The organism is Streptomyces sp. NBC_00057 (assembly GCF_045041165.1).
GTDB lineage: Bacteria > Actinomycetota > Actinomycetes > Streptomycetales > Streptomycetaceae > Streptomyces.
Genome location: NZ_CP108256.1, coordinates 7,570,222 through 7,596,163, shown reverse-complemented (window position 1 = coordinate 7,596,163; position 25,942 = coordinate 7,570,222). Strand labels below are relative to the sequence as shown.

The following is a 25,942-nucleotide window of genomic DNA, read 5'->3' as shown; positions in this document are numbered from 1 at the left end:
TAACGAGCAGAAGGCTGAGGTTGTTGGGCAGCTGGTTCAGTAGGGTCGGGGACTGGCGCGGTGGCCTGTGAGGCTCCGTTTCCAGCCCCCGCCCGTCAAACCGTGCATGCGCTTCTCGCGCACACGGCTTACCGACATCGTTCACCGGCTGGCATGCACCGCCACCCTGCGCACGTTTCCAGACAGGCGAAAGGCTCCGAGCCTGGCGAACCACGCGCCATCGTGGCGCTTGCCCCACTTTCTGCCCGGGATGCCGCGCTTGCGATTGTCGAAGATCGCGAGACGCTCGTGGACGTAGCTGTCGATCGTGGAGAACTTCCCGGCGGAATTGCCGTTACGGAAGTACGCCGCCCAGCCTCGCAGGACCGGGTTCAAGTCGGCGACCACGGCCGACAGCGACCGTCCCACGTGCCGACGGTCGGTCGCCGCCCGGATCTTGTCCCGCAGCACCCCCATCGCCCGCTGAGACGGCCATCGTTGCAGGTGGAACCTGCCACGGCGGCGCCACGATTCCACCTTCCGGTGGTGGAAGCCGAGGAAATCGAAACCCTGCCCACCCCTGGCGAGATGGACGATGCCGGTCTTCTCCGGATGCAGCTGCAACCCGAGGCCGACCAGCACCGTCCCGGCCAGTTCCCGCGCCTGCACGGCACGTTCCCTGGTCGGGCACAGAATCACGAAGTCGTCGCAATACCTCACCAACACCCCGAGCCGGTGCCCGTCTCGCTGCCATGCCACGTCCAGGACGTGCAGAGCAATATTGGCGAGCAACGGTGAGATCGGTGAGCCCTGTGGGGTCCCTGCTCCTGGTGAGCCGGTCGCCCCGTCCTCCAGAACCCCCGCCCGGAGCCACATCCGGATCAGCTTCAACATCGGGCCGTCCACGACGCGCCGGGCCACCTGGGCCACGAGGGCGTCATGCCGAATCGATCCGAAACAGTCGCGGATGTCGGCCTCAAGCACCCACTCCCGGCCCCGGTTCGCCTCCACGCGCACGCTCTCGCACGCGTCAATCGCGGACCGCTTGGGCCTGAACCCATAGCTGACCGGCAGGAAGTCCGCTTCGAAGACCGGTTCGAGAACCAGTTTCGCGGCGGTCATCACCACCCGGTCCGCCACCGTGGGGATCGAGAGCGGCCGGAACTCTCCCGGCCGCCCCGGCTTGGGGATCAGGACCTGCCGCAGCGGTGACGGGCGATACGTATGCGCCCGCAGTTGCTGCGACAAGTCGTTGAGGAACTCCTCCACCCCGGCGGCGGCCACGGCATCGACGGTCACCCCGTCCACGCCGGGAGCGCCCCGGTTCGCACACACGCCGGACCAGGCCCGCCACAAGACATCTCTGCGGGAGACATGGCCGTACAGGGAATGAAACCGACGTTCAGGATCTTGCTTGGCACAGCGGTAGAGCGTCCACTGCAAGGCACGGACCTTGTCCAAAGGCCGGCCATCCAGTCGTGCGACGCCTTCCTTCCGGCGGGCGGAACTAGCCACTCCGGCACTCACCCGAGCCACCTCCTCACACGCGACACGCATCGATGAAGCAGGGGCCCTTCGCTCCTGACGGGTTGTGTTGTCCCGCCGATCGGCACTACTACGACCCCCTCCGACTGCCTCTCGGCAGCCCGCCACTTCCCGGCTCCACCGGTTATAGGCGGGCCCTGCTTCCCGGGCCGCAGACCCGGGGCCGAGGAGGCCCTCTCCAGTTCCCAGGACAACCTTCCGGCCGTTCCACGCCCCTTACGCCGGGAGGTTCTTCGACGCCCGCTCCAGATTCCCAGGCGTCTTCCCTGGCCTTCGCCCTCTAAGGCACGGGCTCGGCTCCTCCTTGGCCCCGCTCACGCGGGTCGGTGCTGACGACGCTGCAGGCTTCACTTGATGTTGCGGACCGGCCGGTTGCGCACCCCCAAGGGGTGATCGTCGCTCCACTTCGACACCGGCCTCTCGACCGATGCCGGGAGCCCCGCTACCGAGGACTCTGGCGTCTCCTCGGACCGGACTTGCACCGGCTGGCTGCCCTGAACTTGTCGCCCGAATTACATCGAACCTCCTTCGCGTCCGACGTTTCGGACTGCTGGACGTACGCCCGGATCCACCGGCTTGATTGTGGTGTGATTGGTTCGGGGTCGTGCAGGGCGTGTCGGGGCTGAGTTGCGGATTCGGGCGTGAGGTGGCCGCTGGTCTGTCCAGCCTTTCCACTTTTCCGCAGGTGTCGGGCCCTTTCGGGCAGGTCGGTCAGGGAGTGTCAGAGGGCTGGTGGCGCGTGCACGATGCTGAAGAGCTGGGTGAAGTCCGTGCTCCAGGGCCAGCGTTCGGGTAGGTGCAGGGTGAGGCGGCGGGCCGAGCGGGCCAGGCGGGCGGGCACGTTGATCAGGTGGTCACGGATGGTGGCGGTGGTCGCTCTGGCATGGAACGTTCCGGCCAGTGCGCCCAGGCGGCGCGGGTCAGGTTGTGCGCCAGGGCTGCCAGGGCGAGCCACGCGGCATTGGCCTGGAAATGTCCGGAGGGCGCGTGGGCGAAGGCGCTGTTCTTGACATCCGCGATCACCTGCTCGACGACAGCGTGCCGTCGGTGATCACGCTCGGCATTGTTCAAGGAGAGCGGGGAGTCGGTGAACGCGGCGTGGTAGCGCCAGGTGTCAAACAGCGTGCCCTGTCCGGCGGGGACGGCTTCAGCGCTCAGGCGTTTGACGCGGCGCACGATCAGACGGGCGGCGACCTGCTGCTTCTTCGGCTTGGAGGTGAAGGCGGTGTAGCCGGTCTCGGCTATCTCGGCGTCGGAGATCCAGCACTGGCCCTCCTCGTCCCAGACCGCCTGGGGGTACTTGATCGGCGTCCAGGCGTCCTCATCGATGCGGGCGATGGCGGCCTTGACGGAAGCATTCATCCGCACGGTGATGGAGAACCGCGCGCCCAGCGCCCGGCAGGAGTTCACGACATCGGCGCCGTAGAACGCCGAGTCCGCACGCATCACCAGCAGGCCACTGGCGCCGCAGGCGCGAGCGGTGCGGATGGTCTCGGCGACGAATGCCGCCGCCCCGCGCGCGGAGTTCGATGGTCCCTTGCGCAGCCTCGTGGCGGCGATCACCGGGGCGGCCAGGGGTGTGGAGACGATGCCGAGCAGCGCGTTCAGGCCCTTGACCTTGCTGTATCCGTAACCGGCTCCCTGCTTGGCGTAGCCGTAGGTGCGGCGGATGGTGTCGTCGATGTCCACGTAGGCGACCTGGCCCGCGCCGGGCAGCAACGGCGCGTGACGGGCCAGTTCGGGAAGGAACCGGCGGGCCACAGCATGCAGTTGCTTCACATGCCCGTGCGTGAAGGAACGCAGAAACGACCCCAGCGTGGACGGGGCCCGCACACCGGAGAAAAGGCGGCCCATCGCGCCGTGCCGTAGCCGGTGCATGTCATCGATGCTGTCGGCGCCCGCGACCATGCCGCCCACCAGCGACATCACTTTCGCCGCGGGGAAGGCACCGGTGCCGTCCTTCGAGGCCGGCAGACGGATGTATTCCCCGACCAGTGCGGGCAGACCGCACCGCTCGGCCAACCGCACCACCGGCTCCAGGCCGCCGTACGCGATCAGGTTCGGGTCGTCGAACGCGGATGAGACCGCCGCTGCGGCATGGGAAGATTGCATCTCGGAAGTGCCTTGCTGATCGTGCCTGATGTGGTCCTAGAGAAACCCCATCATCGCAGGTCACAAGGCACTTCTTCGTTCCCCGAGAAACTGTCCACAGACATCAAGCCGGTGGATCCAGGCTCATAGCCCACGTGATCCCGCGCGGTCACCGAGTAGTACCAGCCGGCGAATCCCGGCGTTTCCTTGTCCCAACGGAACGGCCGGACAGGTTCGACCGCCTCGAAGGAAACCTGCCAACTCGCTCCCAGAGGGAGCCTGCGACGCTCTCCGTCGCTGAGAAAGTCCAGTTCAAACGCTGCTAACGCCTCATCGCCGTACGCACGCGACAGAGCTTCCACCGCACCCCCAGCCCCCAGGCCAAGCAGGTGCTCAACCTTCGGTGAGATTAGGAGTCGTCCATTCACCTTCGCTGAGAATCGCGGAATCTTCACTGAGACGGGTCATCGGTGTCCCGTCTCACTCCATCGAGTCGCTTTCTCAGAGAACCGAGTCGTTCGGGCTTCTCTCTCAGCGAACCCGGTCGCGCGGCTGAGTGCGCTCAGGGTGCTGGGTGGCGGTACAGGCGGGAACGGATCCAGCAGGGCCGCGGAACAGGCCCACTGGCGGAAGGGGCACTACCCCCACCACCGCTGCTGATCCCGCACCGGTCCCAAGACCCACCGCCTGGCTGTCAGCACCTTCCTCTGGGGTCGCCCGCGTGACCGAGCCCTCCCGCCTTGCAGCGGTCCGGGAGCCGCACAACACCGTCGCTGCCCCCCTACGTGGAACTCATCAAGACCCCGGCGGAGCTGGTTCCGTTGTCACGCGCGATGCCGGCCGCGTTCGTCGAAGTCGTGCAGGCGGCCGACCGCGGGCCGGTCGCAGACCTGGGATGCGGCCCCGGCCTGGTCACGGTGCATCTGCAGACCTGGGAGTGCCCGTATTCGGCATCGACCTGTCCCCGAAGATGATCGAGCTCGCCCGGCAGGCACATTCGGGCCTGAACTTCACGGTGGGCCGGACTCGCCATCACCACGCAACTCGTACAGGAGCCGGACAAAGGAGCGAAGAGGACGATCGCCACCTCTCTGGCTCGGAAGCCCGAACTACCGTGAGCACAAACGCATCTCCAAGCAACCGACGGTAGCGGCAGCAAGGGCATGGTGCAGAGGCCTGGCAGGGGTCCATTCAGGATGCTGATCGGGCGCCACACATGCGACTGCCGCCTGCACCGCCTGTTGGAACCCTGACCCCAAGTCGCCTGACCGCACTGGGTGTTCTGTCCGCTCACGCCCCCTGCGGGTCGGTGACTTGGCACGCGGCATGGGCCTCAGCATGCCCAGCGCCTCCCGACTGGTCGACATCCTGGTGGCCGCCGTCCCGACCGGCACGACCAGCGCGCTCCCCTCCTCGCCCTCACCGGACCGGCACAGCCGTCCTGGACGGCCCCATCACACCTCCGCCGCTTGACAACACCACCCCTTGCCAACCTGACGATTCCTTGAGGATCGCGGCACACCGGGAGCAGCACCGTACGGTCTCCACGGCCCGGGCATTCCTCGGCCACAACTGTTGGGCGATGCTGAGCAGGGAAGGCACATTTGGCCGCTCCCCGACCGGCAAACCTTCTCGGACGTGGTGACCGGCCGCCCGGCCCCGCCCGGCCCCGTGGCGTGCTTCGCGGTGGCAAGCGCGTTGGGGACTGCGGCGCTGTTGGTCGCGGGGCGGTCCCGGCGGAGCCCGGCGCTGTCCCGGATCGGCACGGCCGGCGTCGCGGCCGTGCTCGGCGTGCGCGGTGTGGCCGGGCTCTCGGGGCGGACCGACCTACTGTCCCCGGGATCGGTCTCGGCCCGCTTCCGGCGTCTTGACCGGCTCACCTGTTCGCCGCTGTGCGTCGCACTCGCGGCCTCGACCGCGATCGCCGCCCGGCGCAGCCGGTAGCCGGCTTACCCCAGGGCGAAGTGGCGGCGGCAGCGGTCAAGAGCGGGGGCCGGTACGCAAGATCTGCGGCCAAAACCCCTGCGGTGTCTTCAGCGACACCACCGCAAGCTCCGACAAGCCTTCTGCACCCCAGCGTCGTTCAGCATCCGCAACGGAGCAAAGGCCGCTGTCAGACCAGGCAGAACTCGTTGCCCTCCGGGTCGGCCATCACCACATGATCGGGCCTGCCCTGCAATTCGTCCACGCGGATCACGGTCGCACCCGCAGCAGTCAGCTGCTCCAACGCCTCGACCACACGCGGCCATCGCGCCTCCCAGGGCGTGTCACGACCACCACCGACCTGCACGTCCAGATGAAGTCGGTTCTTCACCACCTTCGACTCCGGCACTTGCAGGAGGGACACACCGGGGCCCACCCCGTCCGGATCGCACAGGTAGGCGCCCTGATCCCACTCGTCCTGCGGAATCTCATGATGCGCAAACCATTCCTCCCAGCTCCCGAACCCTGCCGGCGCGGGCTTTGCCGTATAGCCCAGTGCCAGCGCCCAGAACGCGGCCAACTTCGCCGGGTGCGCGCAATCGATCGTCAAGCTCCACCTGGTCGTCATGAGGCCTCCTCGGTCCAATGTACGAAACGTACCGCCCGCCTCTGACGCACACGGTGCGCCGCATCGAGCCCGGCGCTCAAGGCCTGATGAACAGAGCAGCACCCGGAATCGGTGGCGGACGGTCGACGTCCTTGTCACCGTCCGGGCTTTCGGTCCAGCGACACGGAATTGGCCTTGGTCTGCGGCTTTCCGCCGCACGTACGGTCACGTCATGAGGATCCGAATCGTCGATACGTTCACCGACCGCCCCTTCACCGGCAACCCTGCGGGAGTCCTGCTGCTGGACTCCGACGCCTTTGCCGACGACGAACAGCTCCAGCGGATCGCCATGGAGCTGAACCTCTCCGAGACCGCCTTCGCCCACCCGCTGCCGCCGGGTGGCGACGCGGACTGGGCACTGCGCTGGTTCACCCCGACCACCGAGGTCGACATGTGCGGGCATGCCACCCTCGCGACCGCGTACATCCTGCACACCACCCAGGCGGCGAGCGGCACGGTGCGTTTCGCGGCGCGGTGCGGCATCCTCACCGCGACCGCCCACACCGACGGCAGGGTCACGCTCGACTTCCCCACAGCCCCGCTGGCACAGGAGACCGCCCCGGCCGGGCTGGCCGTCGCCCTGGGCACGGAACCGCTCTCCGTCCACGACACCGGCCCCCACATCGGCGGCCTGGTCGTCGAACTGGCCGACGAGGCGACCGTACGAGGACTGACCCCGGATCTCACCGCACTGACCCGACTCTCCCGACGGGGCATCATCGCCACAGCCGCCGCCGAAGACCCCGCCCGCGGCTACGACTTCGTCTCCCGCGCCTTCTTCCCACGCGTCGGGATCGACGAGGACCCGGTGACCGGCAGCGCCCACACCGCGCTGGCCCCCTTCTGGTCGGCCCGCTTCGGCAGTGACGAGCTGACCGGACTACAGGCCTCCGCCCGTCCCGGTCTTGTCCGCACCTCGCTGCGCGGCGACCGCACCCTGCTGACCGGCAACGCCGTGACGGTCATCGACGGCGAACTGCTCGCGGCGCCCTGAGCCTCCCGATGACAGCGCAGAGGGCGTACGGACCATTCCCGTACGCCCTCTGCGCTGAACACCGCCCACGGACCACTCCCGTACGCCCCGTCGGTGAACACCACCCAGCGATGCCCACCCCACTCACGGTGTGGGAAGCCACCCCACCTTCCCCGCCAGCAGGGCGTATCCGACAAAAGCCCCGATATCGAGCAGTGCATGCGCCGTGACCAGCGGACCGACACGGCCCCAGCGCCGGTACAGCAGCACGAAGACAACACCCATCACCATGTTGCCGATGAAGCCGCCGACGCCCTGATACAGGTGGTACGAGCCACGCAGCAACGAGCTCGCCACCAGGGCCGCCACCGGCGTCCACCCCAACTGCCCGAGTCTGCGCAGCAGATACCCGACGACGATCACTTCCTCCACCACGGAGTTCTGGAGCGCGGAAAGGATCAGGACCGGAAATTTCCACCACACATCGGGCAGTGATTCCGGGACCACGGTCAGATTGAAGCCGGCTGCCCGCGCCGCCAGATAGAAGGCGAGTCCGGCGCTTCCGATACCCGCCGCGACCATCGCGCCGCGCCCCAGGTCCAGCCATGGCCTGGTCCGGTCGAAACCGATGGAACGCAGGCCGACCCCCTCCCTCATCAACAGATGCGCGACGAGGGCGACGGGCACCAGAGCCGTCGCGATTCCGAAGAGTTGCCAGGCGAGATCCAGCCATGGACGCCCTGGTGCGTACGAGCTGTTGAGCGTCGCAGCCTGTTCTTTCAAACCCCCTGGTTTCGTCAGTGATCCGACAAAACTGATCAGGGCAGACACCCCGCTGGCACCCAATGAGAGAGCCAGTACCAGCACCGTTTCGGACCGCAGGATCCGTCGCGACACAGCCTCTTGGGGGAAAGATTCAGCCACGCGCCCCGCCTCCACCTGTACACCTGACTTGAGTTGTGCATTCACACCCCGTCCCGCTCCCCGTCCCGCTAAGGTCTCGAATGCAGGTACGAAGATCATGCGCGACAGGCCGGGGGACGAGGCTCCAGCAGACGCTCGGCATGTGGACGATCACGGTGCAGAGCGCCCGGCTGACGACGGTCGTCGATGCCTCGGGTTCGATGGCCACGATCGTGCCGGGGCGCAACCAGTCCCGGATGGACGTCACGAAGGCGTCCCTGATCCAGGCCCTCAACCAGTTCGCCCCGAACGACGAGATCGGGCTCTGGGAGTTCGCCACCACGCTCGACGGCGAGAAGGACTACCGCAGGCTGCTGCCGACGGGCCGACTCGGGGACCCGGCGAAGGGCGGCGGCACCCACCGCGAGAGGCTCGCCGCGGCCTTCTCCGCGCTGCAGCCGGTGCCAGGCGGCGCGACCGGTCTGTACGACACCATTCTGGCCGCGTACAAGGATGCCCAGGCAACGTATGTGAAGGGCAAGTTCAACGCTGTGGTGATCCTCACCGACGGCTCGAACCAGGACAACCGCTCCATCTCCCGCAGTGCCCTGGTCGCGGAACTGAACCGGATCGCCGCCCCGGAACGTCCGGTGCCGCTCCTCGCCATCGCGGTCGGCCCCGAGGCCGACCGCGAAGAGGTGAACGAAATAGCGAAGGTCACCGGCGGCGGGGGCTACCAGGTCACCGATCCCGCCGAGATCCAGGCCGTGATTCTGCAGGCCGTCATGACGGCCGGGCAGAGCAACCACGCCGCCCGGGAGTAGCACTCGGCGCGGTCCGGAACGGCAGCGGTTGGCGGCTCCCGCCACGACGGGTCACAGTGCGGGGACACCCGTCGGCCAGCTGTGCACGGGTTCGCCGCTGTGCATCAGCTCGGCGTACCGGCGGGTGGTCGCGGCCAGCGCCGCATGCCGGTCGAGTCCGGCCTCCCGTGCCCGGTGGTAAGTGTCCACCTGCCAGGACGCTCCATTCACCCGCCGTTTGCAGCGCTCCTCGATGACCCCGAGGTAGCGGTCGCGGTCCGTGGGCTCGATGTTCCAGGCATCGAGCCCTGCAGCGGCCAGCGGCAGCAGTTCGTCCCGTACGAGCTTGACGGCCGGCACCCGGGTCAGCCCGCCCGAACGCCCGGGACGGGGCCAGATCAGCTCCGCGTCGATGCCGTGACGGCAGGCGGCGTCGAAGTTCTCGGCCGCTGCTGCGAACGGGAGCCTGGTCCACACCGGACGGGATTCCTCGGCAAGCGCCCGCACGAGCCCGTAGTAGAGGGCGGCGTTGGCAATCACATCGGTGACCGTGGGGCCTGCGGGCAGGACCCGGTTCTCCACCCGCAGATGGGGTACGCCGTCGGCCAGTCCGTACACGGGCCGGTTCCAGCGGTAGACCGTACCGTTGTGGAGCACGAGCTCCTGCAGCCGCGGCACCCCGCCCTCGTCGAGCACCCGCAGCGGGTCCTCCTTGTCACAGATCGGCAGCAGCGGGGGGAAGTAGCGCAGATTCTCCCCGAAGAGCTCGTACGCCGAACCGACCCACCGCTCACCGAACCAGGTCCTGGGCCGCACCCCCTGGTTCTGGAGTTCGGGCGGCCTGGTGTCCGTGGCCTGCTGGAAGAGCGGCGGCCGCGATTCCCGCCACAGCTCCCTGCCGAACAGGAAGGGCGAGTTGGCACCGAGAGCGATCTGGACCCCGGCGACAGCCTGGGCCGCGTTCCATACGGCCGCGAAGCGCGCCGGTGTCACCTGCAGATGCAGCTGGACCGATGTGCAGGCGGCCTCAGGAGTGATCGAGGAGGAGGTAGAGACCAATCGTTCCACGCCTTGGATATCGAGGGAGAAAACCTCGCCCCGCGCAGCCACCATTTGATCATTCAGCAGTGTGTAGCGGTCCACGTCCGAGAGGTTCGCCGCAACGAGGTCCTGACGGCCCAGGGTGGGCAGAATTCCGATCATCATGATCCCGGCATCGACCTCCCCCGCCTTCCGATGGGCATATCCGAGGCCGGTCCTGAGCTCTTCCGCCAGCTGATCGAAAACGCGTCCGTCCAGGCGGTGCGGGACTATGTTCACCTCCAAATTGAACATCCCGAGTTCGGTCTGGAAATCACGGCTCGCGATGCGCGGGAGCACCTCCCCATTCATCATCTTCGGCATACCGTCGGAGCCTGCCAGATTCAGCTCGATCTCCATGCCCATGAGGTTGCGGGGGCGGTCGAACCTCCGCTCCGCCAGGAGCCTCTCCAGCCCCTCCAGGCACTGGTGGAGCTTCCTCCGGTACCTCTGCCGATCGGACAGATCAAAGGCGCCCGCCACGACCTTCTCCCCCATCGAAGCGTCCCTCTCTCAAGTGGGCGGCCCGCGGCCCAGGCCGCTCGCATCACGATCGATAATGCCCAGGCCGGGTGATCCATAACGCCCCACGAACGCCGCGCACCCAGTAATCTGAGGGCGGCCGTCCGGGGCACATTCCCTCGGCATGGTGCAGTGCGCAGTTTCCGCCGCCCGGCGCGTGGTGAAAACGCCGACGCGTTTCGGCCGACCGCGTCCAGGGAAAAATCCCTGGCGGTGGCTGCGCCGCTGACGACGAATCAGCAGAATCTCCGCATAATAAAGTCTTGATACCGCCTTGTCGGCAATACCTGCGACGGCTAGTGGAATCACTGCGTGAACACGTGTCGTATAAACTTCGCGGACGAGGCAGAGAGTTGACGCACCGGCCCAGTCACCGGCCTCCTCTGGCCCCGCACGCCGACAGCGCCGTCTGCACCCGCCCACGCATCACCGTGTCTCCGAAGTGAGAGGCGACCCACTATGCCGCTGCATGTTCCCCCGGCTCCCGCGCCCGCTCTGCGCAGCGTTCTCGCGGCACTCGGTTCACCCACCGCAGTCCGCGAGGCCCGCACACCTGCCCTCCGAGCCGCCCAGGGACCACTGAGCCCCGAACTCCCGCTCCCCGTCCATGTACTGGACCGGATCGACCCGAGCGGGCTCGCACCCGCCACCCGGCTTGCCGCGTGGCGGTTCCTGATCCGCAGCTCGGAGCAGGCCGTCGCCGCGGCAGACACCATGCTCACTCCGGACGGCTGGACCTTCTCGCACTTCTTCGAGGGCCCCTACATCGCCTCGACCGAACTCGCCGTGCGCCAGGCCGAGACGGTGACCCCGCACTACCAGCCACGGCTGCTGTCCATCCCGGAGCTCTACATGCTGGCGCTGTGGCTGCACGCCGACACCGAGGCCGACGCCTCCGGCGGGGCACTCGCCCCCGCCGATCTCCTGGTACCGCTGGCACCCGCACCGCCGGGTATCGCGGCGCATCGCCCGCACCGGGTCGCCGATCTGCTCCGCGTGATGACGCTGCGCATCACCCCGGGCGCCGGCCCCCTGCTCGGATCACCGGCCTGACGACAACCGCACCCCACATCACCGCGCTGTGCCCCGCCACCGTCCCTGGTGGTGGGGCACAGCGCTGCGGGGCGCACATCCTGCCCATCTGGACTAGCCCGGTCCGGCCACCCCGAACCACCCGAAGTGACAGTTCGGTTGCGGTGAACCGTCCGGCCGGGTGACACGTCCTTGGAGTAAGGAGAAGTGCTGCTGCGAAATCCCTGCGGATTGACGCCCGTGGGGCAACACTGGGACCGGACCGATCGATACGGGGGGGGGCGGCCATGAAAACCTCATCAAGCCGCAGGACATTCACCACAACGCAGCGAAAGAACCCATCCATGTGCCAGCACCAGCCACCATGCCCGACCGCCGACTCAGCCGACCGGGAAGCCGCCCGCCTGACGGCACACCATCCGGAACAGGGCTGGAGCCTGCTGTGCAACGGCGTCCTGCTCTTCGAGGACACCGGTGAGCTGCTCCCGGACGGGCAGATCATCGCCCCGCACCGGCCCCTGGAGACCGGCCGGGTGATGAAGGCCGCCTGACGCGGCAGGTACGAACTGGGGCCGGCCCGGAGAACTCTCCGCACCGGCCCCGACGCATGTCCGCGTCACGCCCTACCGCTCATGGCTCAGTTGTCGTACTCGTCCAGCGGCGGGCAGGAGCAGACGAGGTTGCGGTCACCGAAGGCACCGTCGATCCGGCGCACCGGCGGCCAGTACTTGTCTGCGGCCGAGACTCCGGCCGGGAAGACCGCTACCTCACGGCTGTAGCCGTGGTCCCACTCCCCGCCCACCATCGCCGCGGTGTGCGGAGCGTTGCTCAGCGGGTTGTCGTCCGCGCTCCACTCGCCGGAGGCCACCTTCTCGACCTCGCCACGAATGGCGATCATCGTGTCGCAGAATCGGTCGAGCTCCGCGAGGTTCTCGCTCTCGGTCGGCTCGATCATCAGCGTCCCGGCGACCGGGAACGACATGGTCGGCGAGTGGAAGCCGTAGTCGATCAGACGCTTGGCAATGTCGTCGACGCTGACGCCGGTGGCCTTGGAGATCGGCCGCAGGTCCACGATGCACTCGTGCGCGACGAGCCCCGCCGGGCCGTTGTACAGGATCGGGTAGTGCGGTTCGAGACGCTTGGCGATGTAGTTGGCGGCGAGTACGGCAACCTGCGTCGCACGCTTCAGGCCCTCCCCGCCCATCAGGCGTACGTACGCCCAGGAGATGGGGAGAATACCGGCCGAGCCCCACGGAGCGGCCGAGATCGGTCCGACACCGGTCTCGGGGCCCGCCACAGGCTGCAGCGGGTGGTTCGGCAGGTACGGCGCGAGGTGCGCGCGGACACCGACCGGGCCGACGCCGGGACCGCCGCCGCCGTGCGGGATGCAGAAGGTCTTGTGCAGGTTCAGGTGCGAGACGTCGCCACCGAACCGTCCCGGCTTGGCGAGGCCGACCAGCGCGTTGAGGTTGGCACCGTCGACGTAGACCTGACCGCCGGCGTCGTGCACCTCGGCGCAGATGTCGGCGACGTGCTCCTCGAACACACCGTGCGTCGACGGGTACGTGATCATGAGCACGGCGAGCTCGTCGCGGTGCTTCTCGATCTTGGCGCGGAGGTCCTCGATGTCGACCTCGCCGTCGTCGGCGGTCTTCACCACGACGACCTTCATGCCGGCCATCACGGCGCTGGCGGCGTTGGTGCCGTGCGCGGAGGACGGGATGAGGCAGATGGTCCGCTGGTTGTCGCCGTTGGCCCGGTGGTACGCACGCACGGCCAGGAGGCCGGCGAACTCGCCCTGCGATCCGGCGTTCGGCTGGATCGAGACCGCGTCGTACCCGGTGACCTCGGCGAGGCGCTCTTCAAGCTCACGGATGAGGGTGAGGAAGCCCTGCGCCTGCTCGGCCGGCGCGAAGGGGTGCAGTGCGCCGAACTCGGGCCAGGTGATCGACTCCATCTCGGTGGTCGCGTTCAGCTTCATGGTGCAGGAGCCGAGCGGGATCATTCCGCGGTCCAGTGCGTAGTCCCGGTCGGCGAGCTTGCGCAGGTAGCGCAGCATCGCGGTCTCGGAACGGTGCTGATGGAAGACCGGGTGGGTGAGGATCTCGTCGGTGCGCAGCAAGCCCTCGGGCAGCGCGTCGGCAGCCGCGGCGTCCAGTGCCTCGATGTCCCCGTCGGCGCCGAAGGCGGCCCAGACAGCGGCGATCTGCGTACGCGTGGTGGTCTCGTCGCACGCGAGGGAGACCAGGTCTGCGTCTACGAGCCGCAGATTGACACCGCGCTCGCGGGCGTCGGCCACGACATCGGCGGCCTTCCCCGGGACACGCACGGTGAGGGTGTCGAAGTAGGCGCCGGTCACGACATCGATGCCGGAGGCACGCAGGCCCTCGGCCAGGATCGTCGCGTAGCGGTGGGTGCGCTGAGCGATCGTCCGCAGCCCGTCCGGGCCGTGGTAGACGGCGTACATCCCGGCCATGACGGCAAGCAACACCTGAGCGGTACAGATGTTGCTGGTGGCCTTCTCGCGGCGGATGTGCTGCTCGCGGGTCTGCAGGGCCAGCCGGTATGCCTTGTTGCCGTCCGCGTCGACGGAAACGCCGACGAGGCGGCCCGGCAGGCTGCGGGCGAACTTCTCGCGTACGGCCATGAAGCCTGCGTGCGGTCCACCGAAGCCCATCGGTACACCGAAGCGCTGCGTGGTGCCGACCGCGATGTCCGCGCCCAGGTCGCCCGGTGAGGTGAGCAGGGTCAGGGCCAGCAGATCGGCGGCGACCGTGACGATCGCACCGAGCTCGTGGGCCTGCTCGATGACGGGCTTGATGTTCCGTACCGCCCCGGAGGCGCCCGGGTACTGCACCAGGACACCGAAGACGCCGCGCTCGGCGACCTCCGCCGGGATGCCGTCGGAGAGGTCAGCGACGACGACCTCGACGCCGGCCGGCTCGGCGCGGGTCTCGATGACGGCAATCGTCTGCGGCAGGGTGTCGGCGTCGACCAGGAAGACGCCGTTCTTGACCTTGCCGACGCGCCGCGCCAGCGCCATCGCCTCGGCGGCCGCGGTGCCCTCGTCGAGCAGCGAGGCGCCGGAGGTGGGCAGCCCGGTCAGCTCGGCGACCATCGTCTGGAAGTTGAGGAGGGCCTCGAGTCGGCCCTGCGAGATCTCCGGCTGGTACGGCGTGTAGGCCGTGTACCAGGCGGGGTTCTCCATGACGTTGCGGAGGATCACCGGCGGGGTGAAGGTGCCGTAGTAGCCGAGCCCGATCATCGGGGCGAGGACCTGGTTGCGGTCGGCGAGGGAGCGCAGCTCGGCCAGGACCTCGGCCTCGGTGCGGGCCGTCGGCAGCTGCAGCGCCTCCGTGCTCTTGATGACATCGGGCACCGCGGCCGCGGTCAGGTCGTCGAGCGAGCCGTAACCGACCTGGGCGAGCATCTTCGCCTGCGCCTCGGCATCGGGTCCGATGTGGCGCTGTTCGAAGGGGATGCCCTGCTCCAGCTGGGAAAGCGGAGTGCGACGGGGGGTCATGGTGGAGGCCTCCTGGTCTGTCACGACCTGCGAGGGGCACCACGGCGTGGGTGCCCGAACGGCCTCCCCCTCTGTCATCTCAACCTGAGAGCTTCACCGGCGCGCCCTGCGGCGTACCGGCTTTCACCGTCGGTGAGGAAGGGAACCGTACCGGCACTGGCCGCACGAAACCCGCCCTGCTTTCCAGAGTGACCTCGTCCGTGCGGTACGGGGGCCTGAGAGATTCCGGGGAGGATTTGCTCCTTCGGCGCCTTCGGATTCGCTCCGGAGGACTCTCCCGCACGGGGTCAGCAGCCATCACCAGCCTACCAGCGGGGTTCGCGGCGGAATTCTCGAGTGGCCAACCCCCCGGATCTGCACTTCTGTAGTGCTTGTGGAGTAGCCGCGACCAGTGGGAGGGACCGTGCAGACCGACATCGATCCGCGCCGCCTGATCGGCCGCAAAGCGTTCGACCGGAAGGGCACCAAGATCGGAACCGTGGACGAGGTGTACCTCGACGACGCGACCGGTGTGCCCGAGTGGGCGGCCGTACGTACCGGACTGTTCAGCCGGGACGCCTTCGTTCCGCTGGAACCCAGCGAATTCGTGGAGGATTCGCTCCGCGTCCCCTTCGACCGTGCGCTGATCAAGGACGCGCCTGACTTCGGCGTAGGCCGCCATCTCTCACCGGAACAGGAACTCCAGCTCTACCGGCACTACGGTCTGGACTCCCCGCCCGAGGAGACCGGCCCGGACAAGGATTTCGGCAGACTGGCCGGCCAGGACGAGTAGTCCACCGGGTTCCGCACCAGCGGCAGCGGATCGGCCGGCTGCAGTTCCGGATCGTCGATGCGGAACGTACGCACCCGGCCGGGCGCGGATCCGGGTTCCTCGAACCGCACCGTCACCCGGCCGACACCGCTGCCCTGCACCCAGCCATGGCCGTAGGTGTCATGACGTACGTCGTGTCCGGCGGGCCAGCGCCGTGCGGCGAGCTGCTCGGCGGTCTCCTGGACCTCCTCCCGCGCACCGTCCACCAGCTTGTTCCCATCGCCCCCCGGCGCTGTCTCCTCCTCGGTGGCTTCCCCGGTTGCGGCCTGCTCACCGGCGGCCTGGGCGAAGAGGTCTTCCTGCGTGTAGTCGGCAAGCCCCGTGACGCCCACCCCCAGGAGCCGTACCCCTCCGGTGGTGTCCACGGCCTCCAGGAGCCGTGCGGCGGCCTCCCGGACCACTGCCGGGTCGTCCGTGGGCCCACGCAGCGTCTCGGACCTTGTGAGCGTGGAGAAGTCGTACCGCCGTACCTTCAGCACCACCGTCCGCCCGGAGCGCCCCGCGCCGCGCAGTCGCTGGACGCATCGGTCGGCCAGCCGTTCCACCTCCGTCCTGACCCGCACCCGGTCGTGCAGATCCGCGTCGAAGGTGTCCTCGACCGACACCGATTTCGCGTCCCGCTCCGCGACCACGGGCCGGTCGTCGTACCCGAACGCCATACGGTGCAGCGAGCCGCCGTGCGCCTTCCCCAGCAGGCGTACGAGCTCCGCCTCACCCGCCTCGACCAGGTCATTGACCGTCGTCATCCCGGCGCGGCGCAGATGGTCCGCCGTCGCAGGCCCGACGCCGGGGAGGATCCGTACCGACATGGGCGCGAGCAGTTCCCGCTCCGTCCCCGGCTCTATGAGCAGCAGCCCGTTCGGTTTCGCCTCCTCCGAAGCGATCTTGGCCAGCATCTTGGAACCGGCGAGCCCGACCGAGCCGGTGAGCCCTGTGACCGCCTTGATGGCCGCACGCAGCTGCTCACCGATCTCCAGCGCGGAAGCGGTGTCATCGGCCGTGCCACCCGCTTCGAGGTCCACAAAAGCCTCGTCCAGGCTGAGCGGCTCGACCAGCGGGGAGAGCCGCCCCAGCAGCTCCATCACCTGGTCACTGACCGTCCGGTAGAGCAGGAAGCGGGGCACCAGATAGGCCGCGTTGGGAGCCAGCCGCCGCGCCTGCGCCGTGGGCATCGCCGAGTGCACCCCGAAGCGCCGTGCCTCGTACGACGCGGTGGCGACGACTCCGCGCGGTCCCAGTCCGCCCACCACGACCGGTTTGCCGCGCAGGCTGGGCTTCGCCGCCTGCTCGGCAGAGGCGTAGAAGGCATCCATGTCCAGATGCAGGATGGTGGGCGCGGCTCTCACATCAATCGATGCTGCCCTACGGCACTGACAATCGCCGCACCCGATTCCCCAGCCAAATCAGCCGGCGCGGTTGCGTCGGCGCGCGAGCTCATCGGTGGGGTTGTTCCCGACCAGCGTCTCGCCGGTGTCCACCCGCTCACCGTGCAGCTGTGACAGGGCGGCGTCGACGTCCTGCCACACCACACCCACGGCGATACCGAAGACCCCCTGGCCGCCCTGGAGCAGATCGACGACCTCGTCGGGCGAGGAGCACTCGTAGACCGTCGCCCCGTCGCTCATCAGCGTCATCCGCTCAAGATCCTGGAAGCCGCGGGCCCGCAGGTGCTGAACCGTGGTGCGGATGTTCTGCAAGGCGACGCCCGTGTCCAGGAAACGCTTCACGATCTTCAGCAGGACAACGTCCCGGAAGCTGTAGAGCCGCTGTGTGCCCGAGCCGTATGCCGGACGCACGCTCGGCTCGACCAGCCCCGTGCGCGCCCAGTAGTCGAGCTGCCGATAGGTGATCCCCGCGGCCGCGCAAGCTGTCGGCCCGCGATAGCCGATGTCGTTGGCCGATGCCACGCCGCCCCCCGCCACCGCCGCCGGTTCAACCGGTTGCCTGATGGTGTGGCCGGCTTTACTCCCCTGCTGCGGATACGGCCCACCCACTGCCGTACCGTCGCCGCTGCTTCTCACGCCGACCTCCGTCCTTGACCTGCCATCTCGAAGGTAGGCAGTCACTCGGGGTGCGTCAACGATCGCCACACTCGGCACGCCGAGTGATAATCACCCTGAGAGTGGTTTCCCGTGTCTTGCAAGCGGGAAGGGCTTGTCGGATGCGCTGACTGCGACCCCGTAGAACGGTTACTGACTGTTGGTACCGAAGTCCTCCGGTGAGATCTGGTCGAGGAACTCGCGGAACTTCTCCACCTCGTCCTCCTGCTCGTCCGGGATGGCGATGCCGGCATCGTCGAGCACCCCGTCACTGCCGTAGATGGGCGTTCCGGTGCGCAGTGCGAGCGCTATGGCGTCGGACGGCCGCGCACTCACCTCGACCCCGCTGGCGAAGACCAACTCCGCGTAGAAGACCCCTTCCCGCAGGTCCGTGATACGGACCTCGGTGAGCTCTTGGCCGACGGCCTCGAGCACATCCTTGAAGAGATCATGGGTCAGCGGCCTGGCCGGAGCCATGCCCTGCTGGGCGAAGGCGATCGCGGTCGCCTCACCAGGACCGATCCAAATGGGGAGGTACCGATCGCCTCCCACTTCACGCAGGAGCACGATCGGTTGGTTGGAGGGCATTTCCACCCGGACACCCACAACGTCGAGCTCGTTCACACAGCAACCCTAGGACGTGCTCGGCAGGTTTGGGTAGTCGGGCACCGACATGATCAGTGGAGCCGGACCCGCAGAGCGGTCTGCACAAGCGCCGAATGAAGCCGTACGGACAGCTCTGCGAGCTCCCTCGCGGTGGCCTCCGCATGCGCTCTGGTCTGCGGATTCCGGTGCCGGCGCAGGGGCGCGACCACTTGCTCGATGAGTCCCGCCTCACGGTCCGCGGCCGCCCGAATGGCACGCAGGTGACGCGGTTCCAGACCGAATCGACCCAAGTCCGCCACAAGCTTGGCCACCGTGACCATTTCCGCGTCGTAACCGCCCTCGGCGGTCGGAGCGACCAGGCCGTACGACTCCCACTCATCCAGGTCACTCTCGGTGACCTCGGCGGCCGCCAGCAGCTCGGCACGGCCGATACAGGCCGCGGTCGCCCGTCCGGAGCCGACGTCGGTCAGATCCCGCGGGTCGCCCCCGGACGGCAGGGTGGACTGTTCGCCACGGGCGAGGGCATCCAGATGCTCTCGGATGACCTTCAGCGGGAGGTAGTGGTCCCGCTGCATACGTAGCACCTGAGCGAGCCGCTCCACGTCGGCCCCACGGAACTTGCGATAGCCGGAGGGGGTCCGTTGCGGCTCGATGAGACCTTCGGCCTCCAGGAAACGAATCTTGGAGATCGTGACTTCGGGAAACTCGTCCCGCAGTTGCAGGAGCACCGTGCCGATGCTCATCGGGCGGTCGTCGGCAGTGGCGGTGCCGTGACCGGCACCGCCCGTCGGTGTTCTCAGCATGGACCTTCCCTGACGGGTCAGATGCCCCGCTGGCTCGCGTAGAAGACCAGCCGGTACTTGCCGATCTGCACTTCGTCACCATTGGACAGGGCGACGGAGTCGATGCGCTCGCGATTGACGTAGGTGCCGTTCAGGCTGCCCACATCCCCGACCGTGAAGCTGCCGTCGGGGCTCCTGCGGAACTCCACATGCCGCCGCGACACCGTCACGTCGTCGAGGAAGATGTCGCTCTGCGGATGACGGCCGGCCGTGGTCAGCTCACCGTCCAGCAGAAAGCGACTGCCAGAGTTCGGACCACGTCGCACCACCAGGAGTGCCGAGCCGAGCGGAAGAGCATCGACTGCGGCCTGCGCCTCGGGCGAGAGGGACGGTACGGACGTCTGCCCGGTGGCCTCCGCCTCGTATGCCTCAAGACCGGAGATGGAGATGGTCGAGGTCGTCTCCGAGGCACGCTCGGGAATTCCACCCCTCAGCGGCGTACCGCAGTTGGAGCAGAAGCGACTGGCCTCGGCGTTGCGATGCCCGCACCTCGAACAGACCGGCATGGACGAACCCTCCTGCCCCGGGGCGAGCCCTCCACCCGTACCTGAGGTTGACGGTTCTGAAAAACCTATGCGGCCGACACCGGCAGGGTCAACAGACGACGCGCCGGAAGCGCCCGAATTGTTACTGCCCGAACCGGACATCTGATCGCGGAAGAGCGGGCGCTCCGAGCCCTGCTCCTCTGCCTGGCCATGGCGCGGTGCGCGATGGCGGGCAGCTTCATCGCGAGCGCTCTTGCCGAACAACTTCCCAAACAACTTCACGGGCGATTCCCCTTGACCGAAATAGACCCGCCCGTGGGGCAGGACGAACCCTGAACGAACACACCTGCCGACCCGGACATCTTCACAACGTCCGTATCCACTCGACAGTTTCCACCACGCACCACCATTACGATGCGGCGACCCCCCGCAACCTCCTGCCCGTGTCCTTCGACCCCTCCGTGGCGCGGCCTCACGAGGATTACGGCCGAGCGTAGTCAGGCCGCTTCGCCGGTCGCAAGACGTCCACGACGATGTCGTCGGCCTGCTCCACATGCACAGTGGCCTGCTCCTTCTCCAGTGTCTGCACCACACCGCCAGGAATGTTCAGCGCCGGCTCCAGATCCTGGGGCTTACCGATCACCTTGAACACGTACGGCGCGGTGATCTTACGGCCGTCAACCTTGATGTTGCCGCCGTCACCGGAGAAGAACGTATTGGCCACCACTCTCACTCCGTTGACCTCGATCGCCTCGGCGCCCGCCGCACGCAACTCCTGCAGCGCGTCGAGCAGCATGTCCGCCTTGATCCCGTCTCCCGGGTCATTGACGGTGAGCGTGATCCCGGGCCCGTGTGCCGCCACGGTGCCAGCGAGAATACCGAGTTGCCGCTGCTTCTCCACCGTCTGCTTACGTGCCTCCTCAGCCTGGTCGGAGCTGTTCTCCAGCTCCGTACGCTGAGCGTCGAGGCGCTGCTTCTCGTCCTCCAGACGCTGTGTTCGGTCGTCCAGCTCATCGAGAATGCGGACCAGGTCCTCCTGGCGGGCACCCCGCAGTGCGCTGTTGTCGCTGTTCGAGCGCACCTGAATGGCCAGCCCGAGACCGAGGACGAACAGCAGGACCGCAACGATGAGTTGGGCTCGCGTCACCCGCGGCGGCCAGAGTCCGGCGATCAGCCGCTGACGTCCGGTGAGCTCCTTGGTGGCGTCGGTCGGCTGCTCGCCGATGCGCCCCTTGTCGCTGGGAAGTTCCTCGTTGCTCATCGGCCTCAGGCCCGGAAGACGTGCCGGCGGATGGCCGCGGCGTTGGAGAAGATCCGGATCCCGAGCACGACCACCACACCGGTGGAGAGTTGCGCTCCCACGCCCAGCTTGTCGCCCAGGAACACGATCAGTGCGGCCACCACGACGTTCGACAGGAACGACACGACGAACACCTTGTCGACGAAGATTCCGTCGAGCATGGCCCGCAGACCCCCGAAGACTGCGTCGAGGGCAGCCACGACGGCGATCGGAAGATAGGGCTCGACCACCGCCGGCACCTCGGGTCGGACCAACAGTCCGACCACGACTCCCACGACGAGGCCCAGTACGGCGATCACGATGTGCCCTTCCCTGTGTCTGCCGCACCACTGCCGGTGTCTGCGGCCTTATAAGGCTCTGCTGTCCGTACGATCAGGCTCGGCGCAACCGGAAGGTTCACCTTCTCCTGGACGGACATGCTCGTCCGGATGTCGAAGGTGTCCTTGAGCGCCTGCAGATACTGGCCGTCAGCACTGTCCTGGAATGCGGTGCTGAGCTGCTTCCCGTTCCCCACCGCCAACAGCGTGTACGGCGGCACGAGCGGTCTGTTGTCGACCAGTATGGCGTCGCCGGCTGCACGGATCGCCGACAGGGCCGTCAGACGCTGCCCGTTGATCGCGATCGCTTCCGCACCGGACTGCCAGAGTCCGTTGACGACCCGCTGCAGGTCCCGGTCGCGGACCCGCCCGGTGTCGGCGAATCCGCTGGTCTCCCTCGGCCCGCCACCGCCCTGGTCAGTGTCCTTGGCGTCGTCGACGACGAGTTTCACTCCGGGCCCCTCCACCGCTGTCGCCCCGGCGAGCAGTGCCACCAGCTCCCCCTGGTCCCCGCCGTGCTTCTCCAACGCCTTGCGCTGGCGTCTGCCCACGTCGTCCCGGAGCTTGTCGACCTGCGACTCAAGGGTGTCGGCCGCCGCCGTCTCCCCGTCGATACGATCGATCAACTCCTGGCGCTCCTTGGCGAGGACCGGCGCGGAGACACGTGCCTGCGCAGCCCCGAGCGTGACCACAAGTGCAGCAAGCACCAGACATGCGGCGAGGCCGAGTCTCGACTTGAGCGTGCGGGGCATGCCCGCGCTCCCGTCGGCCTCCCGACGCGCCGATGCCTCGGCGTATCCGTCGTCCAGGCTGTGGTCCATCACATTGGTCAGCAGCGACATGGACGCGTCGGGGCGCGCAGGAGGCGAGGCGGTACTCCGATCGGGGGGCTGCTGCGACATGCCGCACATCGTCGCACGTCGCCACTGCTACCGCCGAATGGCCCCACCTGTGTGCCCAAAGGCGCCGCCGGACGCCGCCGGGAACACCGGTGGAACCCTCAGTGACCTGCGCTCTCCACGACCGCCGCCCATTCGTCCAGCAGCGCCTGCGCGGAGGCGTCGTCCGGACCCTCAGCCCACAAATGGGTGACCGCTTCGGCAGGGTCCGGCAGCACCATCACCCATCGCCCGTCGGCCTCCACGACCCGTACACCGTCCGTCGTATCGACACTGCGGTCACCGGCGGCCTCCACGACCCGCCGCATGACCAAGCCCTTGACGGCCCAGGGTGTGGCCAGATCACGGCGCAGGACATGGGCACGGGGAATACGGGCATCGATCTGGCTGAGAGTGAGCTGGGTCCTGGCGACGAGCCCGATGAGTCTCACGAAAGCAGCCGATCCGTCGAAGACGCTGCTGAATTCGGGAACGATGAATCCACCGCGGCCGTCTCCACCGAAGATGGTGCCTTCCTCGCGTCCCACACGAGTCAGATCGTCGGGCGATGTCGTCGTCCATTCGACCTGCGTGCCGTGGTACGCCGCGACCTGCTCGGCGACCCGCGTCGTGGTCACCGGCAGCGCCACCCTGCCGCTGCGCCGCTCGGCCGCCACGAGGTCGAGCATCACCAGGAGCGCCCGGTCGTCCTCCACGATCCTGCCCCGTTCGTCGACCAGGGAGAGCCGCTCGCCTACCGGGTCGAACCGCACGCCGAACGCGGCCCGTGCCGAGGAGACGATCTCGCCCAGCCGCACCAGTCCTGAGCGCCGGGTCTCGGCGGATTCGGTGGGCCGTGATTCGTCGAGGCCGGGGTTGATGGTCAATGCGTCCACGCCGAGCCTGCCCAGCAGGCTGGGCAGGACAAGCCCGGCACTGCCGTTGGAGGCGTCGACGACAACCTTGAGACCCGCGTCGGCAATCCCCGCAGTGTCCACGTTCCGCAGCAGCGATCCGGTGTACGAGTCGAAGACGCTGGACGGGAAGTGCAGGTCCCCGATCTCCCCCGGGAAGGCACGGCGGTATTCCTGTCGCGCGTAGACCCGGTCCAGCTTCCGCTGCCGCGCCTGGGAGAGGTCCGCGCCCCGCTCGTCGAAGAACATGATGTCGACCGAATCGGACACGCCGGGGGACGTACGGATCATGATCCCGCCGGCGCTGCCCCGCGCGGTCTGCTGGCGTGCGACGGGCAGCGGTACGTTCTCCAGGTCCCGGACATCGATGGCACTGGCCTGGAGCGCCGAGATCACCGCTCTCTTCAGCGCACGGGCACCGCGGGAGTGGTCACGGGCGGTGGTGACCGTCGAGCCCTTTTTGAGGGTCGTGGCATAGGCTCCGGCGAGCCGGACCGCCAGCTCCGGCGTGATCTCGACGTTCAGAATCCCGGACACACCACGGGCCCCGAAGAGGTGGGCCTGTCCGCGAGATTCCCAGATCACCGAGGTATTCACGAAGGCGCCGGCCTCAATTGTCTTGAACGGGTAGACGCGGACATTGCCCTGAATGATCGATTCTTCACCGATCAGGCACTCGTCTCCGATGACCGCGCCGTCCTCGATGCGGGCGGCCCGCATGACGTCGGTGTTCTTACCGATCACGCATCCGCGCAGATTGCTGTGCTGGCCGATGTAGACGTTGTCGTGAACCACTGCCCTGTGCAAGAAGGCGCCGCTTTTCACCACGACGTTCGACCCGATGACTGTGTGCTCGCGAATCTCCGCTCCGGGTTCGACCTTTGCGTAGTCCCCGATGTAGAGGGGTCCCCGCAGTACCGCGTCGGGATGTACATCCGCGCCTTCTGCGACCCATACACCCGGCGAGATCTCAAAGCCGTCGATCTCGACGTCGACCTTACGCTCAAGAACGTCTGCCTGGGCCTTCACATAGCTCTCGTGGGTACCGACATCCTCCCAGTAGCCCTCGGCGACATAGCCGTAGATGGGCTTTCCTTCCTTCATGAGCTGCGGGAAGACATCACCGGACCAGTCCACGGAGACGTCAGCCTCGACATAGTCGAACACTTCGGGTTCCATGACGTAGATGCCCGTATTGACGGTGTCCGAGAAGACCTGGCCCCAGGTCGGCTTCTCCAGGAAACGCTCGACCTGGCCTGCCTCGTCCACGATGGTGATGCCGAACTCCAGAGGATTCGGCACACGGGTCAGGCACACCGTCACCAGCCCGCCCTTTTCCTTGTGGAAGGCGATGAGGTCGGTGAGATCGAAGTCGGTGAGCGCGTCACCGGAAATAACGAGGAAGGTGTCGTCCTTCAGCGCTTCCTCGGCATTCTTCACACTCCCCGCGGTGCCGAGCGGTTTCTCCTCATTGGCATAACTGAGCTCCATCCCGAGCTCTTCGCCGTCCCCGAAGTAGTTCTTGACCAACGAGGCCAGAAACTGGACCGTTACAACGGTCTCGTTGAGCCCGTGCCGCTTGAGCAACCGAAGCACATGCTCCATGATCGGCCGATTGGCGACGGGCAGAAGCGGCTTGGGCATGCTTGAGGTCATGGGGCGAAGACGAGTGCCTTCGCCGCCAGCCATCACGACGGCCTTCATGTCGGAAACGTCCTCCTTGCAGAGACGACGGTTTAGCCGACTTCGCCCGTCAGGGCACCACCCGGGTCATCAGCGGCGGGCCGGCCACACTGCACGGCTCCCGCATCAACGAGCTCAATCGGCTGCTACATCCGCCTTGACGAGCCGGCGGACCTGAACCACGTAGAGGATCCCTGCCCACCAATAGAGCGTTGTACCCCAACCTGCGAACGCCCATCCGAAAATGGCGGCCAGCGATGCAAGCCAACCACTTCCGTCGCTGAGCAGCAACAAGGGGAACGCGTACATCAAGTTGAACGTGGCAGCCTTCCCCAGAAAGTTCACCTGGGGCGGCGGATAACCGTGGCGGCGAAGGATTCCTACCATCACAAGGAGCATCAGCTCGCGGGCCAGAAGTGCTGCAGTGAGCCAGAGCGGCAGGATCTCCCGCCAGGTCAGGCCGGCGAGGGTCGACAGGATGTAGAGGCGGTCTGCAGCAGGGTCCAGAAGCCGACCGAGGCTGCTGATCTGGTTCCACCGGCGGGCGAGCTTACCGTCGAGGTAGTCGCTGATGCCACTGAACATCAGCACCAGCAAGGCCCAGCCATCGCTTTTGGGGCCGCCGAACACGGGGCGAAGAATCAGCCACAGGAAGAGCGGAACCCCGACAAGGCGAGCCATGCTGAGGATGTTGGGGATGGTGAGTACCCGGTCCGTCTGAACCCGAGTCTCCTGGACCTCCACCCGGGGGCCTCCTGTGTGAAGAACGTGCCAATGATGCCCCCTGACCTTACCCTCAGCCACCGCTGGCAGGTGCACAGGGGTAACGCAAGACCTCGTGAACGCAGAAAAGCCCCGCACCAGAGGTGCGGGGCTTTCCCGTAAAAGGAGTTCGGCGGCGTCCTACTCTCCCACAGGGTCCCCCCTGCAGTACCATCGGCGCTGAAAGGCTTAGCTTCCGGGTTCGGAATGTAACCGGGCGTTTCCCTAACGCAATGACCACCGAAACACTATGAAATTAACCAA

At 67.4% G+C, this 25,942-nt stretch carries 21 protein-coding genes, 1 rRNA gene, 3 pseudogenes and 1 riboswitch; of the genes and pseudogenes, 8 read left to right on the top strand and 17 right to left on the bottom strand.

Going from position 1 to position 25,942, the window contains the following annotated elements:
• Positions 1-141: 141 nt before the first annotated feature.
• Both ltrA and OG953_RS35765 read right to left on the bottom strand, forming a co-directional pair.
• Positions 142-1,536, bottom strand: a complete 1,395-nt coding sequence (ltrA, locus tag OG953_RS35770) for a group II intron reverse transcriptase/maturase (RefSeq protein ID WP_405681812.1) — start codon at positions 1,534-1,536, stop codon at positions 142-144.
• Positions 1,537-2,245: 709 nt separating this feature from the next.
• Positions 2,246-3,636: pseudogene (locus tag OG953_RS35765) on the bottom strand (IS1380 family transposase).
• A 700-nt stretch (positions 3,637-4,336) separates the two neighbouring features.
• Between OG953_RS35765 and OG953_RS35760 the strand changes: the two are divergent.
• The 3 genes and pseudogenes from OG953_RS35760 to OG953_RS35750 all read left to right on the top strand — a co-directional run.
• Positions 4,337-4,636 (top strand): annotated as a pseudogene (locus OG953_RS35760) (class I SAM-dependent methyltransferase); the annotation flags it as partial.
• A gap of 317 nt (positions 4,637-4,953) precedes the next feature.
• Positions 4,954-5,088: a hypothetical protein gene (locus OG953_RS35755; RefSeq protein WP_405689395.1), complete on the top strand. Its 135-nt coding sequence runs from the start codon at positions 4,954-4,956 to the stop codon at positions 5,086-5,088.
• 102 nt (positions 5,089-5,190) lie between these two features.
• Positions 5,191-5,559 carry a DUF3995 domain-containing protein gene (locus OG953_RS35750; protein ID WP_405689393.1) on the top strand — a complete coding sequence of 123 codons (369 nt, stop codon included), beginning with the start codon at positions 5,191-5,193 and terminating at the stop codon, positions 5,557-5,559.
• Between the two features lie 169 nt (positions 5,560-5,728).
• Here the strand turns inward: OG953_RS35750 and OG953_RS35745 are convergent, their stop codons facing one another.
• A complete protein-coding gene (locus tag OG953_RS35745; protein WP_405689390.1) occupies positions 5,729-6,166 on the bottom strand; it encodes a VOC family protein in 438 nt (145 codons plus the stop codon).
• Between the two features lie 211 nt (positions 6,167-6,377).
• Here OG953_RS35745 and OG953_RS35740 point away from each other — a divergent pair, with 211 nt between their 5' ends.
• Positions 6,378-7,199, top strand: a complete 822-nt coding sequence (locus OG953_RS35740; protein ID WP_405689388.1) for a PhzF family phenazine biosynthesis protein — start codon at positions 6,378-6,380, stop codon at positions 7,197-7,199.
• A 123-nt stretch (positions 7,200-7,322) separates the two neighbouring features.
• On the opposite strand, the gene OG953_RS35735 is transcribed toward OG953_RS35740, so the two are convergent.
• Positions 7,323-8,102 carry a CPBP family intramembrane glutamic endopeptidase gene (locus OG953_RS35735; RefSeq protein WP_405692256.1) on the bottom strand — a complete coding sequence of 260 codons (780 nt, stop codon included), beginning with the start codon at positions 8,100-8,102 and terminating at the stop codon, positions 7,323-7,325.
• A 122-nt stretch (positions 8,103-8,224) separates the two neighbouring features.
• Here OG953_RS35735 and OG953_RS35730 point away from each other — a divergent pair.
• A pseudogene (locus OG953_RS35730) lies at positions 8,225-8,905 on the top strand (VWA domain-containing protein); the annotation flags it as partial.
• Between the two features lie 51 nt (positions 8,906-8,956).
• On the opposite strand, the gene OG953_RS35725 reads toward OG953_RS35730, so the two are convergent.
• The gene (locus OG953_RS35725) at positions 8,957-10,462 is read right to left on the bottom strand and encodes a glutamate-cysteine ligase family protein (RefSeq protein ID WP_405689385.1); all 1,506 of its coding nucleotides are present in this window, start codon (positions 10,460-10,462) and stop codon (positions 8,957-8,959) included.
• Between the two features lie 483 nt (positions 10,463-10,945).
• Here OG953_RS35725 and OG953_RS35720 point away from each other — a divergent pair, with 483 nt between their 5' ends.
• Both OG953_RS35720 and OG953_RS35715 read left to right on the top strand, forming a co-directional pair.
• On the top strand, positions 10,946-11,539 hold the full coding sequence (locus OG953_RS35720) for a hypothetical protein (protein WP_405689383.1): 594 nt from the start codon (positions 10,946-10,948) through the stop codon (positions 11,537-11,539).
• 323 nt (positions 11,540-11,862) lie between these two features.
• Entirely contained in the window at positions 11,863-12,069 is a 207-nt protein-coding gene (locus OG953_RS35715) for a DUF5999 family protein (RefSeq protein WP_093897298.1), read from the top strand.
• An 86-nt stretch (positions 12,070-12,155) separates the two neighbouring features.
• Here the strand turns inward: OG953_RS35715 and gcvP are convergent, their stop codons facing one another.
• A complete protein-coding gene (gene gcvP / locus OG953_RS35710; RefSeq protein WP_405689381.1) occupies positions 12,156-15,041 on the bottom strand; it encodes an aminomethyl-transferring glycine dehydrogenase in 2,886 nt (961 codons plus the stop codon).
• A 193-nt stretch (positions 15,042-15,234) separates the two neighbouring features.
• Positions 15,235-15,331: riboswitch (glycine riboswitch) on the bottom strand.
• 113 nt (positions 15,332-15,444) lie between these two features.
• On the opposite strand from gcvP, the gene OG953_RS35705 reads away from it, so the two are divergent.
• Entirely contained in the window at positions 15,445-15,813 is a 369-nt protein-coding gene (locus tag OG953_RS35705; protein WP_405689379.1) for a PRC-barrel domain-containing protein, read from the top strand.
• Here the strand turns inward: OG953_RS35705 and OG953_RS35700 are convergent.
• The 11 genes from OG953_RS35700 to rrf all read right to left on the bottom strand — a co-directional run bounded on the left by OG953_RS35700 (position 15,738) and on the right by rrf (position 25,923).
• Positions 15,738-17,198 (bottom strand): DNA polymerase IV, encoded by a 1,461-nt coding sequence (locus OG953_RS35700; protein ID WP_405689376.1) that lies wholly within the window; start codon positions 17,196-17,198, stop codon positions 15,738-15,740. The two genes, OG953_RS35705 and OG953_RS35700, sit on opposite strands and share 76 nt — an antisense overlap.
• Positions 17,199-17,255: 57 nt before the next feature.
• Positions 17,256-17,873, bottom strand: a complete 618-nt coding sequence (locus OG953_RS35695) for a MerR family transcriptional regulator (protein WP_405689374.1) — start codon at positions 17,871-17,873, stop codon at positions 17,256-17,258.
• A 168-nt stretch (positions 17,874-18,041) separates the two neighbouring features.
• On the bottom strand, positions 18,042-18,515 hold the full coding sequence (locus OG953_RS35690) for a bifunctional nuclease family protein (protein WP_006123076.1): 474 nt from the start codon (positions 18,513-18,515) through the stop codon (positions 18,042-18,044).
• A 53-nt stretch (positions 18,516-18,568) separates the two neighbouring features.
• Positions 18,569-19,300: a MerR family transcriptional regulator gene (locus OG953_RS35685; RefSeq protein WP_405689372.1), complete on the bottom strand. Its 732-nt coding sequence runs from the start codon at positions 19,298-19,300 to the stop codon at positions 18,569-18,571.
• A 17-nt stretch (positions 19,301-19,317) separates the two neighbouring features.
• Positions 19,318-20,106 (bottom strand): FHA domain-containing protein, encoded by a 789-nt coding sequence (locus OG953_RS35680; RefSeq protein WP_405689370.1) that lies wholly within the window; start codon positions 20,104-20,106, stop codon positions 19,318-19,320.
• A gap of 199 nt (positions 20,107-20,305) precedes the next feature.
• On the bottom strand, positions 20,306-21,085 hold the full coding sequence (locus OG953_RS35675; RefSeq protein ID WP_405689368.1) for a DUF881 domain-containing protein: 780 nt from the start codon (positions 21,083-21,085) through the stop codon (positions 20,306-20,308).
• 5 nt (positions 21,086-21,090) lie between these two features.
• Entirely contained in the window at positions 21,091-21,423 is a 333-nt protein-coding gene (locus tag OG953_RS35670) for a small basic family protein (protein WP_003970459.1), read from the bottom strand.
• Complete coding sequence (locus tag OG953_RS35665; protein WP_405689366.1) at positions 21,420-22,343, bottom strand: DUF881 domain-containing protein; 924 nt, start codon at positions 22,341-22,343, stop codon at positions 21,420-21,422. The genes OG953_RS35670 and OG953_RS35665 overlap by 4 nt, the downstream gene beginning before the upstream one ends.
• A gap of 98 nt (positions 22,344-22,441) precedes the next feature.
• Entirely contained in the window at positions 22,442-24,937 is a 2,496-nt protein-coding gene (locus OG953_RS35660) for a sugar phosphate nucleotidyltransferase (RefSeq protein ID WP_405689363.1), read from the bottom strand.
• 114 nt (positions 24,938-25,051) lie between these two features.
• Positions 25,052-25,660: a CDP-alcohol phosphatidyltransferase family protein gene (locus OG953_RS35655; protein ID WP_405689361.1), complete on the bottom strand. Its 609-nt coding sequence runs from the start codon at positions 25,658-25,660 to the stop codon at positions 25,052-25,054.
• 146 nt (positions 25,661-25,806) lie between these two features.
• Positions 25,807-25,923: ribosomal RNA gene (rrf, locus tag OG953_RS35650) — 5S ribosomal RNA — on the bottom strand.
• Positions 25,924-25,942 lie beyond the last annotated feature (19 nt).